Below are 15,919 nucleotides of genomic sequence, written 5' to 3' on the forward strand. Positions count from 1 at the left end.
CCCGCCGGCCAGCGGGTAGGGCCCGAACAACTCGACGAACAGCTGCATCATCTCGGGCTGACGCGCGAAGTCGTGTTCGAACGCGCTGCGCAACCGCGCGGGCAGCGCGGCCTGTATGGGTACCGGTGTCCGGGTCAGCCGCACCGTGTCGTAGACGCCGATCTGCAACGTGATCAGGTAGGTCGACGTCGGCTCGCGTTGTTCGTAGGTCCACACCGTCTGCGACGCCCGGGTACGGCGCGCCACCAGGTTTCCGTTGGCGACCACCCGGTAGCGGCTTTCGGTGCTGACTTGGATGCGGAAGGCGGCCTTGTCGCCGGGGTGGTCGTTGCAGGGGAACCACGACGGGGCGCCGTTGGGTTGACCGGCGACCAGCACCCCGTCGGTCAGCTCCTCGAAACCGATGTCGCCCCAGAGGGATCGGATGGGTTTCGGGGCACCGCCGTAGCGCACCACGACGGTCATCGCCGCACCGGACGCGAGCTTCGATGTCAGCCGGACGCGCAACTTGCCGCCGCGGCAGGAGAACTGCTGCACCCGTTTGCCGTTGACCGCCACCTTGGCGACCGACAGCGCGCCGGACAGGTCCAGGCTGAACTGCTGCAGCTCGACGAGCGTCACCGCGGTGATCGTCGCCGTGCCGGACAGCCGGTTGATCGCCACCCGGTACTCGAGGTCGAGTTCGTAGCGCGACACCCGGTAGCCGGGATTGCCGTTTTTCGGCAGGTAGTCGTCGATGACCGGCGCGGACTTCTCAGCCGGAACCTTCACGCCGCGGCGCCCCGCTTCGCCGAGTTCTTGGCCCGGCCCTTCTTGCGGCCCGCGCCCCACGGCTTGATCGGATTGCCTTGCCAGCGAGTCGATCCCGGCACCTTGTCGCCGCGCACCACCAGCGATGCGGGGCCCACGGTCGCCCCGGCCCCGATTCGGGCGGCCGGCAGCGCCACGCAGTGCGGCCCGAGGGTGGCGCCGGGTTCGAGCACGACGCTGTCCATGCGCATGATCCGGTCGTGGAACAGGTGGGTCTGTACCACACAACCCCGGTTGACCGTGCTGCCGTAGCCCAGCGTGACGAGATCCGCCTCGGGCAGCCAATAGGTTTCGCACCACGTGCCCCGCCCGACGCGGGCGCCCAGCGCCCGCAGCCACAGGGTCAGCAGCGGCGTGCCGGCGGCCGCGCGGGCGAACCACGGCGCCGCGACGGTCTCGACGAAGGTGTCGCACACCTCGTTGCGCCAGACGAACGACGACCACAGCGGGTATTCGCTGGCCCGGATCCGCCCCACGGCCAGCCATTTGGCGGCGACCGTGACGGCCCCCGCGACGGCGCCCGCCGCCAGCAGCACCAGCCCGCCGCACAACGCGGCCGCCCAGATGCCGAAGATCCGCGCCAGTGCCTGCAGCGCTCCGAGCACCGCCAGCCCGATCCCGACCGTCACCACCACGGGCAGCAGCCGGCAGGTCTCCACCACCGCGCGCCGGACCTTGAGCCGGGCCGGCGGGTCGTAGGTGGTGGCCGGGTCGGCCTCGGTGGGGCGCCGCCGCAGCCGCATCGGGGGGCTGCCCAGCCACGATGAGCCGCGTTTGGCCTTGGGTGGTGCGGCCGAGAGCACCGCGACCAGCCCGTCGTCGGGCACCCGGCGCCCCGGCTGGGTGATGCCGGAGTTGCCGAGGAACGCGCGCCGGCCCACGGTGGTCGTGGCCGCGTGGATCCAGCCGCCGCCGAGTTCGTAGGAGGCGACCATGGTGTCGTCGGCCAGGAACGCCCCGTCCTCGATCACGGTGAACTTCGGGATCGGCAACACCGTGGAGATCTCGGTGCCGCGGCCGACCTGCGCGCCCAGCAACCGCAGCCACGCCGGTGTCAGCAGGCCGGCATACAGCGGAAAGAGATAGTTGCGCGCGGCGTCCATGAGCCGCTCAGTCGCCCACAGCTGCCAGCCGGCCCGGCTGCGCACCGGGTGGTAGCCCTCGGTCAGCCCGATCGAGAGCGCCCGCACCGCCACCACGGTCAGCAGCGCGTACACCGTCACCGCGGCCAGCGCGGCGACCGGCGTCCACAGCAGCGCCGGCGGCACCGCCTCCGAGAGCCGGCGGGTGTGGCGCACCGCCGCGGCGATCACCGCGACGCCGCTCGCGCCGGCGATCATCGGCAGGGCGGCGAGCAGCAGCGACGTCAGCCCGTACATCGCGACCCACCGGGTTCGGCGGGGCGGCCGCTCGTCGGGCCACGGGTGTTTGACCCGGCCCGACTTCACCGCGGGTGAGCCCTTCCAGTACTGCCCGTTCTTGATCTTGTCGACGACGCCCGAGCCGGGGGCCACGTCGGCGTTCTTACCGACGACCGCGCCGGGCAGCAGCGTGGTCCGGGCGCCGACAGTCGCGTCGTCGCCGACGGTGATGGCGCCGACGTGGAACTCGTCGCCGTCGACCCAGTGCCCGCACAGGTCCACCTCGGGTTCCACCGCGCTGCGGTGGCCCAGGTTCAGCAACCCGGTGACGGGGGGCAGCGAGTGCAGGTCCACCCCTTTGCCGACGTTGGCGCCCAGCGCGCGGGCGTAGTACACCAGCCACGGCGCTCCCGCCACGTTGTGGGCGCCGCAGGCCTCGGCCACCCGTTCGGCCAGCCACACCCGCAGGTGCACCGACCCGCCGCGGCGGTAGGTGCCGGGCCGCACCCCCGACAGCAGCAGCCGCGCGCACAGCACCGCGGTGCCCATCCGGCCCACCGGCGAGACGAACAACACGAACGCCACCGCGACGAGCCACCAGTTGACCGCGACGGTCCACGGCACCACGTGCAGCGCGCGGGCGACGCCGTTGCCCAGCGCGAGCCACGTCACCCACGGCAGCGCCGCCAGCGTCGCCAACGGCACCGACAGCACGGTCTGTGCGGCCTGGGTCAGCCGCGGGGTCGGGCGGACCGAGCGCTCGGTGACCGGGGGTGGCGGCTCGAGCTCGTCGAGGAACGAGGCGAGGGAGCCCAGCCGGGGATGGTCGTACAGGTCGGCGACGGTGACCTGCGGATACCGTCGCCGCAACGCGGCGACGAGTTGCGCGGCGGCCAGCGAGCCGCCGCCGAGGGCGAAGAAGTCGGCCTCCGGGCCGTCCACCGCCGACCCCAGCAGGTCGCGCCACAGTCCGGCCAGCCAGCCCGTCGTGCCGCCCAGATCGGCGCTCGCGTCCGGGTCCCCGCCGGGCGGCGGCCAGGGCAGCGCGTCGCGGTCGACCTTGCCCGACGTCCGGGTGGGCAGCTCCTCGATCCGCACGAGCCGGGGCACCAGCGCGGCGGGCAGCCGTTCGGCCAGCCGCAGGCGCGCCTCGTGCAGGTCGAACGCCGGATCGGCGCTGACGAGGTAGCCGACCAGCACCGGCGTCCCCGTCGCGGTGTGGCGGACCGCCGCCGCCGCGCCGCTGACCCCCGGCAGGCCGACCAGCGCGGCGTCGACCTCGCCCAGCTCGATGCGGCGGCCCCCGACCTTGACCTGGTCGTCGCCGCGCCCGCAGAAATACAGCCCGTCGGGTTCCAGCCGCACCAGGTCACCGCTGCGGTAGGCGCGCCCCCAGCCCAGCGTCGGCAGCGGGGCGTACTTCTCGGCGTCCTTGTCCTCGTCGAGGTAGCGGGCCAGGCCCACCCCGCCGATCACCAGCTCGCCGATCTCGCCGTAGCCGACCGGGCAGCCGTCGGCGTCGATGACGGCCAGGTCCCATCCGGGCAACGGCAGCCCGATGCTGACCGGGCCGCCACCGCCCAGCCTGGCCGCGCAGGCGACCACCGTCGCCTCGGTGGGGCCGTAGGTGTTCCACACCTCCCGTCCGTCGACGGCGAGGCGCTCGGCCAGCTCCGCGGGACAGGCCTCGCCGCCGAAGATCAGCAGCCGCACCGCCTCCAGCGCCTCGGCGGGCCACAGCGCGGCCAGCGCCGGCACCGTGGAGACCACGGTCACGTCGCGGGTGACCAGCCACGGACCCAGGTCCATCCCGCTGCGCACCAGCGAGCGCGGCGCGGGCACCAGGCAGGCGCCGTGCCGCCAGGCCAGCCACATCTCCTCGCACGAGGCGTCGAAGGCCACCGACAGCCCGCCCAGCACCCGGTCGCCGGGACCGATCGGGCCGTCCTGCACGAACAGCTGCGCCTCGGCGTCGACGAACGCGGCGGCGCTGCGGTGCGTGACGGCCACGCCCTTCGGGGTGCCGGTCGATCCGGAGGTGAAGATGATCCACGCGTCGTCGCGGGTCATGGGCGCCGTCGCGCGCCAGCCGCGCGACGAGCCGGGGCCCCGCAGCAGGCCCGCCTCGGTGATCACCGCGACCACGTCGGCCGCACCGAACACCAGCTCCGCCCGCTCGTCGGGGTCGTCGGCGTCGACCGGCACGTACGCCGCCCCGGTGGCCAGCGTCGCCAGGATCGCCACGTACAGCGCGTAGCTGCCCGAGGGCATCCGGATGCCGATCCGGTCGCCCCGGCCGATGCCCCTGGCCGCCAGCCACTCGACACTGGCCTCCATGTCGCCGATCAGCTCGCCGTAGGTGAGCTGCACGGTGCCGTCGTCGATAGCGGGGGCGTCCGGGAAACGCGCGGCCGTCGCGTAGACGATGTCGATGAGGGTGCGCGCGCTGGGCGCGGCGGACGACAGCAGGTACTGAGCCGGAACGTCCGCCGGGGCTCGTGCCGGTGCTGGTCCTGTCACCACCCTACGAAAATACTCAAGCTCGGCCGTCGCGGCGGCGACCGCGTGCGGCGTGTGACGGCCCGGTTACGCCGGCGAGCCCGCTAGCCGGCGCGCCTCCAGTGCGGCGCCTTGACCGCGTCGAGCGCCTCGGTGACGTAGCGGTCCAGCGGCTTGCCCGCGTGGCGTACCCAAAGCTGGAAGGCGAAATCGGCGGCCGCGAAGGCGAGGTGGACCAGCAGGCCCGGGCGCATGTCGGCGTCGGGGTCGACGCCCATCCGCTCGGCGGTCAGCCTGATCGCGCGCTCCTTGTCGGCCGGCTGGTGGATGCTGACCTTGCCGAGCAGGCCGGGGGCCACCAGCAGCGCCGCGCGCCACTCCGCGCAGTCGTCGCGGTCGAACGACCGCGTGCGGGTGATGATCGCGTTGCTCAGCGCGACGTCGGGTGGTTCGGCGGCGGGACGCTGCTCGAGCAGGTTGACGATCGCGGCGCCGCCGTGCCGGACCGGCGCCAGCAGCAGATCCTCCTTGGCGGACACGTGCCGGAACAGCGTGCGCACCGAAACGCCCGCCGCCGTGGCGATTTCCTCGGTCGTCACCGCGTCGTAGCCGCGTTCGACGAACAACCGGAACGCCGCCCGCCTGATGTCGGCCCGGATCTGGGCGCGCTGCCGGTCGCGCAGCGATTCCGTCACCGGAAGCAGCCGATCCCGCCGTCGACGTGGATGGTCTGCGCGGTGATGAACGCCGCGTCGGTGCTGAGCAGGAAGGCGACCAGCGCGCCGACGTCGGTGCGGACATCGCCGATGCGCCGCATCGGGACGCGCCGCACCGCCTTCGCGTAGTCGTCGGGGGCGAACTCCTTCCACAGCTTGACCCCGTCGGACTCGGCGAACGGGCAGATGACGTTGATCCGGATGTTGTCGCGCCCCCATTCCAGGGCCGCGACCTTCGACATACCGCGGATAGCCTCCTTGGCGGCGGCGTAACCACCCCACTTGACGTCGCCGCCGGTGCCCGTGCCGGAGCCGAGGTTCACGATCGACCCGCCGCCCGCCTCGACCATCACCGGGTGCACCGCCTGCATGAGCAGAAAACTCGCCCGCGGGCCCACGTCGTGACCGAGCGCCAAATCCTCGAGGGTGATGTCCACGAACCGCTTCGGTTCGTTGGTGGCGATGGCGTTGTTGACCAGGCCGTGCACCGTTCCGAACGCCTCGACCGCGGCTGCCACGATCCGCGGCGCGCTGTCGGGGTCGCGCAGATCGGCGACCAGCTGCTCGACCCGGCCGGCCCGGGCGAGTTCGGCGGTGGTGGCCGCCAGCCGCGCGGCCTGGACGTCGACCAGGAACACCGCAGCGCCGCGTTCCAGCAGCGCCGCGGCGATGCCCTTGCCCACGCCCTGGGCGGCGCCGGTGACGATCGCGACGTGGCCGCGCATCGAGTCGGGGTGGGAGTAGGTCATCGCTCGGGTCCCAGCCGCAGCCGCACGCCGCGGTAGAACGCCAGCGCGCGGTCCATGTCCGTCACCCCGACGAGGTGACAGAACGAGACGTCGTCGAGTCGCACCGGGTCACCGCGCCAGGTGTGGGGCCGGGCGCCCGGCGAGCAGCGGCAGGTCCAGGTAGGTCTTGATGCCGGGGCCGGCCGCGCACACGTCGGGGATGGCGTTGACGCAGTGGTTGGCCGTGGCCACCACGCCCGGATTCTTCTGCAGCCCTTCGGCGATGGTTTCCGGCTGCAGCCCCTTGAACGTCAGGCTCACCGTGGGGTCGCCGGTGATCTCGACCTCGAAGCGTTCGCCGCGGCCGCCGAAGTTCCAGTTCGGTTCCAGGTTCTCTTCGCCCATCAGCCAGTTGACCGCCGCCGTGATGACCGGCTCCCCGTCGACCAGCGCCTCCCAGCGGAACCGGCGCGCGGCGACGGACCCCGGGGTGATCGGGAAGGGGTCGTAGTCGATGTCGGCGGTGGCCACGGCGATCTCCTGGATGGTCCTGATGTCCGGATCGATCCGAAAGCCCATGTGGTCGGCCACCATTCGCACCGACATCTTGAAGCCCGCTTCGAGCAGCCCGGCCATCGGTCCCTGCACCGCCTCCTCGGGGGTACCGCCGAAGCCCATGATGTGGCGCACCACGTCGGGGGCGTTGTAGGTGCGGATGTCGGAGAACTCCTCGGCGCGCACGTGCGTGACGGCCGACGACAGCGAGGACACCATGAGCGGGAAGCGCTCGGTGATGCCGCCGGGGTGGATGCCGGACCCGTGCAGGGTCACCCCGGCCTCGAGCGCGGCGTCGGCGATGGCCTTGACGCGGGGGTTCGTTGCGTCGGGGTACACCCAGCCGACGGGGGTGACGACGTTCTTGCCCGACCGCAGGATCGCGATGACCTCTTCGTCGGCGGGGATCAGCGGGCTGTACATCACGCAGTCGGCGTCGGTGGCCAGCACCTCCTCGACGCTGGTGGTGGCGGTGACGCCGAGCGGGCCGGTGCCCAGGATCTCGCCGACGTCGCGGCCGTTCTTGTCCGCGGAGTGCACCCAGCATCCCGCAAGTTCGAGTTGCGGGTGGTTGAGCACGCAGGCGATGGCGGCCTTCCCGACCCCCCCTGTCGCCCACTGGATCACGCGAAGCTTGGACGGCTCATCCATCTAACGACCTCCCGAATCGAACGCCCGGACACGCCGTCACCGGCCTTTACAGGCCCGAGCATGAACTGGCACAGTATGACCAGCTGGCAGTGACTGTCAACGATGATCCGCCCGGCCGCGGGTGAGAGTGGTCGAGTACCCCACGCCGCAGGTCTTCATCGACATGGTGACCACCCCGGAGTACGCCAAGGTGCACGCACATCGGGCCGCCGGCCCGGAGCGCGGCGACCTGATCGCCATATCGCGTGGCCGATGTCGGACTGAAAGGCGCGCGCCGATCGACCCTGTACGCCGGGACTTTCGGCCACTAGGAAGGCGTCACCCGGCGCGGCTAGCGTGGTGCATGCGCGAATTCAGCCTCCCGGCGAGCTTCGCCGTCGGCGAGAACGACAACGTCGTCGCCAGCGTGTACTCCCACGAGCGCGACGATCCCGATCATGTGATCTTCCAGCGCCTCGTCGACGGCGCCTGGACGGACGTCACCTGCGCCCAGGCCGCCCGGCAGATCCGTGAGACCGCGCTCGGCCTGATCGCCGCCGGGGTCAATGCCGGTGACCGGGTGGCGATTTTGTCGGCGACCCGCTACGAGTGGGTGATCCTGGACTACGCGATTCTGTCGGTCGGCGCGGTCACCGTCCCGATCTACGACACCTCTTCGCCCGAGCAGGTGCGCTGGGTGCTGGAGGACTCCGGGGCGGTCATGGTGATCGCCGAGACGGCCGCGCACGGGCAGCTGGTCGAGGAACTGAGCGATGAGTTGCCGAGCCTGCGCACGATCCTGCGCCTCGAATGCCAAGGCCCCCGGGCGCTCGACGACCTGGCCGAGGCCGGGAAGTCGGTGGACGCCGGGCAACTCGACGAGCGGTTGGCGGGGCTGCGGGCCGCCGACGCGGCGACGCTCATCTACACCTCGGGCACGACGGGCCGTCCGAAGGGCTGCCGGCTGACACACTCGAACCTGCTGTACGAGATACGCGGCGCCGGAGAGTGTTTCCCGACACTGCTGCGCAAGGGGGAGCGGCTGCTGGTCTTCCTGCCGCTGGCCCACGTGCTGGCGCGGTCGCTGTCGATGTCGGCATTCGCCAACAAGGTCACCATCGGCTACACCGGCGACATCAAGAACCTGGTGGCCACCCTTGCCGTCTTCAAGCCCACGGTCGTGGTGTCGGTGCCGCGGGTTTTCGAAAAGGTCTACAACACCGCCGAATTGAATGCCCAGGACGCCGGAAGGGCCAGGATCTTCGCGCTCGCGGCCCGCACGGCCATCGAGTGGAGCGCCGCCCAGGACACCGGCGGACCGGGTCTGCTGCTACAGGCCGCGCACGCGCTGTTCGACCGGCTGGTCTACGGCAAGCTGCGCGCCGCCCTGGGCGGGAACTGCCACGCCGCGTTCTCCGGCGGTGCCCCGCTGGGCACGCGGCTGTGCCACTTCTACCGCGGCGTCGGGCTGACGGTCTACGAGGGCTACGGCCTGACCGAGACCAGCGCTGCGATCACCATCAATCGGATCGGCGAGGAGCGGGTCGGCACGGTGGGGAAGCTGTTGCCGGGCAACAGCATGGCGATCGCCAACGACGGCGAGGTGCTGGTGTGCGGCGGCGTGGTGTTCGGCGGTTACTGGCACAACGAGAAGGCGACCGGTGAGGCCATCGTCAACGGCTGGTTCCACACCGGCGATCTCGGCTCGGTGGACGACGACGGCTTCCTGTCGATCGTCGGCCGCAAGAAGGAGATCATCGTGACCGCGGGCGGCAAGAACGTCGCACCGGCGGTGCTCGAGGATCAGTTGCGGGCTCACCCGCTGGTCAGCCAGGCGATGGTGGTGGGCGACGACAGGCCCTACGTGGCCGCGCTCATCGCGGTCGACCCCGAGGGATTCGAGGTGTGGAAGCAGCACCACGGCAGGTCGGCCACCGCCTCGGTGGCCGACCTGGTCGACGACCCCGCGCTGGTGGCCGAGATCGACCAGGCGGTCGCCGCGGCCAACCAGAGTGTCTCCCATGCGGAATCGATCCGGAAGTTCCGCATCCTGCCGGTCGACTTCACCGTGCTCACCGGCGAGCTGACCCCGACGCTGAAGGTGAAGCGCAACGTCGTCGCCGCCCGGTTCGCGGCCGAGATCGACGCGCTGTACGGCAAGCACTGAAAGCTCAGAGTTTGTAACCGATGGCGCGCAGCAAGGCGTGCCGCTCGGCCACGTCACCCTCTGTCTCCACCCCGACGGGGGTCTGCCCGTCGACCACCCCGGCGATGCCGCGGCCGCGGGGCGTGACCGCGACGATCACGTCGACCGCATTGGCTGTGGCGCAGTAGATTCCGCACACCTCCGGCACCGCCTTTACCGGGTTGAGGACGTTGACCGGAAAGCCGTCCCGCAAGAAGATCACGAAGCTGTGCCCGGCCCCGACGGCCAGCGCGGTGCGGCCCGCGAGTTCGACCAATTCGGCGTCGTTGCCGCTGCGCCGCACCAGCCGGGACCCGGAGGCCTCGCAGAACGCCAGCCCGAACCGCAACGAGGAGCTCACCCCGGCCAGGGCCTCGTGCAGATCCTCGACCGTCTTGATGAAGTGCGCCTGGCCGATCACGACGTTGACGTCGCCGGGCTTGTCGATGCACACCACATCCCAGGACAGCGGAGTCGTCACAAGCACATGGTGCCACCGCGACGCCTCAGGGGAAACGGGTTGTCCGGTGGGGGCAGGGCCGGGGTGCTGTTCGTGCTGTACGACGCCACCATGCGCGCGCCCGGCTCCGAGGGCGACGCCATCGGGATGATGAGTCTGGGGTGCGTCCTGCAGAACATGTGGCTGATGGCGAATTCGTGCGGGCTTGGTTTTCAAGCACTTTCGGCCTCAGGCGTGCCTGCCGTCGAGCAGGAGGCGAAGAAGCTCCTCGCTGTGCCGGACCGGATGAAGGTCGCCCACGCGGTGCGCCTCGCCCATACCGGCCCGTCGGTGCCGTATGTGAGGGGTTCGCCGCGAAGTCGCGGAGTTCGCGCATCGGAACGGCTTCGGTTGGCGTCTAATTGGATGATGGAACTGATGATGCCCACCGACGCGATCTTCCTGCTGGGCGAATCGCGCGAGCACCCCATGCATGTCGGTGGGCTGCAGCTCTACGAGCCGCCGGAGGGGGCCGGTCGCGGCTACGTGCGCGGGTTCTACGACAGCCTGGTCGCCCAGCGGGATGTCCAGCCCACCTTCCTCAAGCGCCCGGCCACGTTCTGGGGTGGTGTGGCGAGCCTGGCCTGGGCGTACGACAACGACCTCGACCTCGACTACCACGTCCGCCGCTCGGCGCTGCCGTCCCCCGGGCGGGTCCGTGAGCTGCTCGAGCTGACCTCGCGTTGGCACAGCAGCCTGCTCGACCGGCACCGCCCGCTGTGGGAGGTGCACGTCATCGAGGGGCTCAAAGACGGCCGATTCGCGGTCTACACGAAGATGCATCATGCGTTGATCGACGGTGTCTCGGCGCTGAAGCTGATGCAGCGCGCGTTGTCGGACGACCCCGGCGACCGCGAGATCCGGGCGCCGTGGACCCTGCCCAAACCCAAGCGGGGGTCGAGCCCGGCGTCGCCCGTGCGTTCGCTGATGCGTGCCGCGGGATCCGTTGCCGCCCTTGCCCCCTCGACGGTGACGCTGGCCCGCGCGGCGCTGCTCGAGCAGCAGCTGACGTTGCCGTTCGGCGCGCCGCGCACGATGCTGAACGTCAAGATCGGCGGTGCCCGCCGGTGCGCCGCGCAGTCGTGGTCGCTGGACCGCATCAAAGCCGTCAAGAAGGCCGCCGGGGTGACCGTCAACGACGTCGTGCTGGCGATGTGCTCGGGCGCGCTGCGCTACTACCTGCTCGAGCACGACGCGCTGCCGGACACCTCGCTGCTGGCGATGGTGCCGGTGAGCCTGCGCCGCGAGGACGAGGCCGACGCCGGCGGCAACCTCGTCGGGGCCATCCTCTGTAACCTCGCCACCGACACCGACGACCCGGCCCGGCGGCTGCAGACCGTCAGCGAGTCGATGCGCGACAACAAGAAGGTGTTCTCCCAGCTGCCGCGCCTGCAGGCGCTGGCGCTGTCGGCCGCGAACATGGCGGCGCTGAGCCTGGCCGCGGTCCCGGGCTGGGTGTCCTCGACGGCGCCGCCGTTCAACATCGTCGTCTCGAACGTGCCCGGGCCTACCCAGCCGATGTATTACGGAGGCGCCCGGCTCGACGGAAACTACCCGATGTCCATCGTGCTGGACGGGCAGGCGCTCAACATCACCCTGGTGAACAACGCCGACACGATGGACTTCGGTCTGGTGGGATGCCGGCGCAGCGTGCCGCACCTGCAGCGGCTGCTCGCGCACCTGGAAACCTCGCTCAAAGACCTCGAACGCGCGGTCGGGGCCTGAGGGGTCGTGCCCAGGCTCAGTGCCGGTGTGCTCCTGTACCGCGTGCGCGACGGCGTCGTCGAGGTCCTGATAGCCCACCCCGGCGGCCCGTTCTGGGCGCGCAAGGACGCCGGGGTCTGGTCGGTCCCGAAAGGCGAGCACTCCGAGGGGGAGGACCCGTGGGCGGCGGCCCGGCGCGAGTTCTCCGAGGAGCTCGGGCTGCAGGTGCCGGACGGGCCGCGCGCCGACCTGGGCCGGATCCGGCAACCCAGCGGCAAGGTGGTCAGCGTCTTCGCCGTGCAAGGCGACCTCGACGTCACCGACGCGCGCAGCAACACCTTCGAGCTGGAGTGGCCGAAGGGGTCGGGCACGCTGCTGGACGTCCCCGAGGTCGACCGGGTCGGCTGGTTTACCGTGGCGGAGGCGCGCACCAAGCTGTTGAAGGGGCAGCGCGAGTTTCTCGACCGGTTGATGGCGCATCCGGCGTTGGCGGAGCTACAGGAAGGAACGTGACATGCAGACTCTGCGCACACCCGACGAACGGTTCGACAACGTACCCGACTTCCCGTACGCGCCAAGCTATGGCGAGGTGCCCGACGGCGAGGGCGGCAGCCTGCGGGTGGCCTGGGTCGAGGACGGTCCGCAGGACGCCGACCCGGTGCTGATGCTGCACGGCGAGCCGACCTGGTCCTACCTGTACCGCAAGATGATCCCGATCCTGGCCGAGGCGGGGCACCGCGTCATCTGCCCCGACCTGGTCGGGTTCGGTCGCTCCGACAAGCCGACCCGCATCGAGGACCACACCTACGCGCGCCACGTGGAGTGGATGCGCGCGCTGGTCTTCGACGTCCTCGACCTGCGCGAGGTGACCCTGGTCGGCCAGGACTGGGGCGGGCTGATCGGGCTGCGGCTGGCCGCCGAGCACCCCGAGCGGTTCGCCCGGCTGGTCGTGGCCAACACCGGGCTGCCCAACGGCGAGCAGCCGATGGCCAAGGTGTGGTGGCAGTTCCGCGAGGCGATCCAGACGATGCCGAACCTGAAGGTCAGCCTGTTCGTGCAGGGCGCCTCGGCGCAGCAGGTGAGCGAGGAGGTGCTGGCGGGCTACGACGCGCCGTTCCCCGGCGACGAGCACTGCGCCGGGCCGCGCGCCATGCCCGGCCTGGTGCCGGTCTCGCCGGACGACCCCGCGGCGGCGGCCAACAAGGCGGCGTGGTCGAAGCTGACGGTGAGCCCGACGCCCATGCTGGTCGCGTTCAGCGATGCCGATCCGATCACCGGGCCGATGGGCGAGGTGTTCCGGCGCGAGATGCGCGGCGCGCAGGGCATCGAGCACCCGGTCATCCGCGGCGCCGGGCACTTCCTGCAGGAGGACGCCGGCGAGGAGCTGGCGCGTCACATCGTGGAGTTCCTGCGCCGTTGAGCGCCCCGAGTCCCGGGACCTGCTGCTGCAGCTGCTGGACCAGGCCAACCGTGCCGACCCGTACCGGGTGTGCGCGGTTCCTCGAGCACGGACCCGTGCGGCTGCCACCCCCGGTCCCTCCGGGAGTTCCTGTTCCTCGATTCCCCCGACCACACCAGGCTGCGCAAACTGGTCAGTAAGGCGTTCGCGCCCAAAGGTGGGCAGGCGCTGCAACCCGACACGGCGCGCTGGTGGACGATCTGCTCGACCGGATCGCCGAGCGGGGCCGGTTCGACGTCGTCGAGGACTTCGCCTATCCGCTGCCAGTGTCCGTCAGCTGTCGGCTGCTCGGGGTGCCGGTCACGAGACGACGGTGAACTTGATCGGCAACGTGATCCTGGAGATGCTGCGCGAACCGCGGCAGTGGGCGGCGCTGGCCGCCGACGCCGCCCGCGCTCCGCGGTGATCGGGGAAACCCTGCGCTATGACCCGCCCGTGTAGATGATCGGACGAATCGCCTTGGCGGACATGGACATCGGTGGCATAGAGGTGCCCGCGGGCGACGTTCTGATGCTGCTGGTGGCCGCGGCCCACCGCGATCCCGCCGAGTTCGACTGCCCCGACGTGTTCGACCCGGACCGAGGGGCGCTGCGCGACCTGGGTTCGGTCGCGGGGTGCATTACTGCCTGGGGGCGCCGCTGGCGCGGCTGGAAGCCGGTGTGGCCCTCTCGGTGTTGACGGCGCGGTTCCCGCGGTGGCGCCCGGACGACGAGCCGCGGTACAAGAGCAACGTCACCGTGCGCGGGTTGTCGCACCTGGCGGTCGCGGTCTGACTCGCCGCGAGCGCGTTCAGGGGATGAGCCATTCCCCGAAGCTGTTGGCGAAGCCCGAGGACGGTGTGTACTGGAACTTGGCCGGCGTCACGCCCGGGGGCATGACGAACACGACGCACCCGCTGACCGACTCTCCCGCCCGGAGTTCGTACTCGCCCTCGTCGAAGTTCGTACATTCGGTTACGCTGCCCAGGGCCGTCGAGTAGTCCTGGTTGTTCGACCCGACGAGCACCGCGTCGTTGTTCGCGTCGTCCTTGCGCGCCGAGGTGCTGGTGTTGTGGACGGTCAGCATCGCGGCGACGTAGGTGCCTCTCGGGTTGCCCTTGTCGTCGGTCGGCGGTCCGGACGTCCCCGTCGCCGGGTTGATGATCTTGGTGAGGGTGACGGCCAACGGCCCTCTGTCTCCGGTCAGATTGAGGGTGGCGCCGACGTGGGCGACCGGATCGACAGGCGCCGTGGAAGTCGGGCTGGTGCTGAACACCGGGGGGCTCGAGGTGGCCGACCGGTTGGCCGTGCCGGTCTTTCCCGAGCATGCCGCCACCGCGATCGCCACGCCCGACAGCGTGATGGCTATGGAACGTCTCATGAGTGGCCTCCTTCGGTCGTGTGAACGTCGACGATATTGCAGAAGCTAGTGGTTGTCGCCGAGGCCGGGCACAATGTCGCCGAGCTGAAAGGCGAGCGGCTGTTCGAGTTGCCCGTAGGTGCACGAACGCGGGTCGCGGTCGGGGCGCCACCGGTTGAACTGGGCGGTGTGGCGGAACCGCCGTCCCTCCAGGTGGTCGTAGCGGACCTCGACCACCCGCTCGGGCCGCAGCGGGACGAACGACAGGTCCTTGCCGGCGTTCCAGCGGGAGTGCTCGTTCTTGCGGGGGGTGCGTTCGCCGGCCTCGTGGGCGGCCCAGTTCCACGGGTGGTCGTCGAAGCCGGTGACCAGCGGCTGCAGCTCGACGAACAGCTGCCGCCGCTTCGCCATCGGGAAAGCGCCGATGACGCCGACCGACGCGAGCCGCCCGCCCTCGTCATAGAGCCCGAGAAGCAGCGACCCGACCGCGTCATCGCCGGACTTGTGCACCCGATAGCCGGCGACCACGCAGTCGGCGGTCCGCTCGTGCTTGATCTTGAACATGACCCGCTTGCCCGGCTGATAGGTCAGCGTCAGCGGTTTGGCGATGACGCCGTCGAGGCCGGCGCCCTCGAACTCGTCGAACCAGCGCCGCGCGGTGTCGATGTCCGTCGTCGCCGGGGTGACGTGAAACGACGGGCCGGAGCCCAGCGCGCCGGCCAGGGCGGCGCGCCGCTCGCTGAACGGGCGCCGCGTGTAGTCGTCGTCGCCGAGGGCGAGCAGGTCGAACGCGATGAAGGACGCCGGCGTCTTGGCGGCCAGCATCCGCACCCGCGAATCGGCCGGGTGGATGCGCTGTTGCAGGGCCTCGAAATCCAGGCCGTGGTCGGTGGCGACGACGATCTCCCCGTCGATCACGCAGCGCCGCGGCAGTTCCGCGGCGACCGCCGCGACCAGCTCGGGGAAGTAGCGGGTCATCGGCCGCTCGTTGCGGCTGCCCAGCTCCACCTGGTCGCCGTCGCGGAAGCAGATCGACCTGAACCCGTCCCACTTGGGCTCGTAGGACGCATCCGGGGGGATCGTTTGGACCGGCTTGGCCAGCATCGGCGAAACCGGCGGCAGCACGGGTAGGCCCATAGCCTGAGGATATGGCTGCTGCAGCGGAGGAGCTCGACGTCGACGGCATCGCCGTGCGGCTGACGAGCCCGGACAAGGTGTATTTTCCCGAGCTGGGGTCCCAGGGGACCAAACGCCGGGTCGTCGAGTACTACCGCGCCATGGCCGGCGGCCCGATGCTCGACGCGCTGCGCGACCGGCCCACGCACCTGCAGCGGTTCCCCGACGGCATCGACGGCGAGGAGATCTACCAGAAGCGGGTGCCCGCCCACCACCCCGACTACCTGCAGACCTGCCGGGTGACGTTCCCCTCGGGCCG

General features: G+C 71.0%; 13 protein-coding genes and 1 pseudogene. 6 read left to right on the forward strand and 8 right to left on the reverse strand.

The genetic code is table 11. The features are described 5' to 3' along the window. The 5 genes from AC2VOR_RS05270 to AC2VOR_RS05290 all read right to left on the reverse strand — a co-directional run. Positions 1–771: gluzincin family metallopeptidase (locus AC2VOR_RS05270; protein WP_486963321.1), on the reverse strand; the 771-nt coding region annotated here is incomplete at its 3' end. Next, positions 768–4,691 (reverse strand): Pls/PosA family non-ribosomal peptide synthetase, encoded by a 3,924-nt coding sequence (locus AC2VOR_RS05275; protein ID WP_486963322.1) that lies wholly within the window; start codon positions 4,689–4,691, stop codon positions 768–770. The genes AC2VOR_RS05275 and AC2VOR_RS05270, both read right to left, overlap by 4 nt. An 83-nt stretch (positions 4,692–4,774) precedes the next feature. Beyond that, positions 4,775–5,365: a TetR/AcrR family transcriptional regulator gene (locus AC2VOR_RS05280; protein WP_407688388.1), complete on the reverse strand. Its 591-nt coding sequence runs from the start codon at positions 5,363–5,365 to the stop codon at positions 4,775–4,777. Then, on the reverse strand, positions 5,362–6,135 hold the full coding sequence (locus AC2VOR_RS05285) for an SDR family NAD(P)-dependent oxidoreductase (RefSeq protein ID WP_486963323.1): 774 nt from the start codon (positions 6,133–6,135) through the stop codon (positions 5,362–5,364). The genes AC2VOR_RS05280 and AC2VOR_RS05285 overlap by 4 nt, the downstream gene beginning before the upstream one ends. Before the next feature lie 108 nt (positions 6,136–6,243). After that, positions 6,244–7,320: an NAD(P)H-dependent amine dehydrogenase family protein gene (locus AC2VOR_RS05290; RefSeq protein WP_486963324.1), complete on the reverse strand. Its 1,077-nt coding sequence runs from the start codon at positions 7,318–7,320 to the stop codon at positions 6,244–6,246. A 343-nt stretch (positions 7,321–7,663) separates the two neighbouring features. Here AC2VOR_RS05290 and AC2VOR_RS05295 point away from each other — a divergent pair, with 343 nt between their 5' ends. After that, positions 7,664–9,466: an AMP-dependent synthetase/ligase gene (locus AC2VOR_RS05295; RefSeq protein WP_486963325.1), complete on the forward strand. Its 1,803-nt coding sequence runs from the start codon at positions 7,664–7,666 to the stop codon at positions 9,464–9,466. A 4-nt stretch (positions 9,467–9,470) separates the two neighbouring features. Here AC2VOR_RS05295 and AC2VOR_RS05300 read toward each other — a convergent pair whose 3' ends face one another. Continuing rightward, the gene (locus AC2VOR_RS05300) at positions 9,471–9,953 is read right to left on the reverse strand and encodes an adenosine-specific kinase (RefSeq protein ID WP_369741383.1); all 483 of its coding nucleotides are present in this window, start codon (positions 9,951–9,953) and stop codon (positions 9,471–9,473) included. An 18-nt stretch (positions 9,954–9,971) separates the two neighbouring features. Here AC2VOR_RS05300 and AC2VOR_RS05305 point away from each other — a divergent pair, with 18 nt between their 5' ends. The 4 genes and pseudogenes from AC2VOR_RS05305 to AC2VOR_RS05320 all read left to right on the forward strand — a co-directional run bounded on the left by AC2VOR_RS05305 (position 9,972) and on the right by AC2VOR_RS05320 (position 13,919). Beyond that, entirely contained in the window at positions 9,972–11,708 is a 1,737-nt protein-coding gene (locus AC2VOR_RS05305; RefSeq protein WP_486963326.1) for a wax ester/triacylglycerol synthase family O-acyltransferase, read from the forward strand. Between the two features lie 6 nt (positions 11,709–11,714). Beyond that, positions 11,715–12,200, forward strand: coding sequence for an NUDIX hydrolase (locus AC2VOR_RS05310; RefSeq protein ID WP_486963327.1), 486 nt, complete (start codon positions 11,715–11,717; stop codon positions 12,198–12,200). A gap of 1 nt (position 12,201) precedes the next feature. Further along, positions 12,202–13,107 carry a haloalkane dehalogenase gene (locus AC2VOR_RS05315; protein ID WP_369736485.1) on the forward strand — a complete coding sequence of 302 codons (906 nt, stop codon included), beginning with the start codon at positions 12,202–12,204 and terminating at the stop codon, positions 13,105–13,107. Between the two features lie 19 nt (positions 13,108–13,126). Continuing rightward, positions 13,127–13,919, forward strand: a pseudogene (locus AC2VOR_RS05320) (cytochrome P450). Between the two features lie 16 nt (positions 13,920–13,935). Here the strand turns inward: AC2VOR_RS05320 and AC2VOR_RS05325 are convergent. Together AC2VOR_RS05325 and AC2VOR_RS05330 are read right to left on the reverse strand one after the other, a co-directional pair. Then, positions 13,936–14,505, reverse strand: a complete 570-nt coding sequence (locus AC2VOR_RS05325; protein ID WP_369736487.1) for a DUF4352 domain-containing protein — start codon at positions 14,503–14,505, stop codon at positions 13,936–13,938. Positions 14,506–14,550: 45 nt separating this feature from the next. After that, positions 14,551–15,621 carry an ATP-dependent DNA ligase gene (locus tag AC2VOR_RS05330; protein WP_369736488.1) on the reverse strand — a complete coding sequence of 357 codons (1,071 nt, stop codon included), beginning with the start codon at positions 15,619–15,621 and terminating at the stop codon, positions 14,551–14,553. A gap of 11 nt (positions 15,622–15,632) precedes the next feature. Here AC2VOR_RS05330 and ligD point away from each other — a divergent pair. Next, positions 15,633–15,919: non-homologous end-joining DNA ligase LigD (ligD, locus tag AC2VOR_RS05335; RefSeq protein ID WP_486963328.1), on the forward strand; the 287-nt coding region annotated here is incomplete at its 3' end.

Source organism: Mycobacterium sp. TH-M103 (assembly GCF_057473785.1).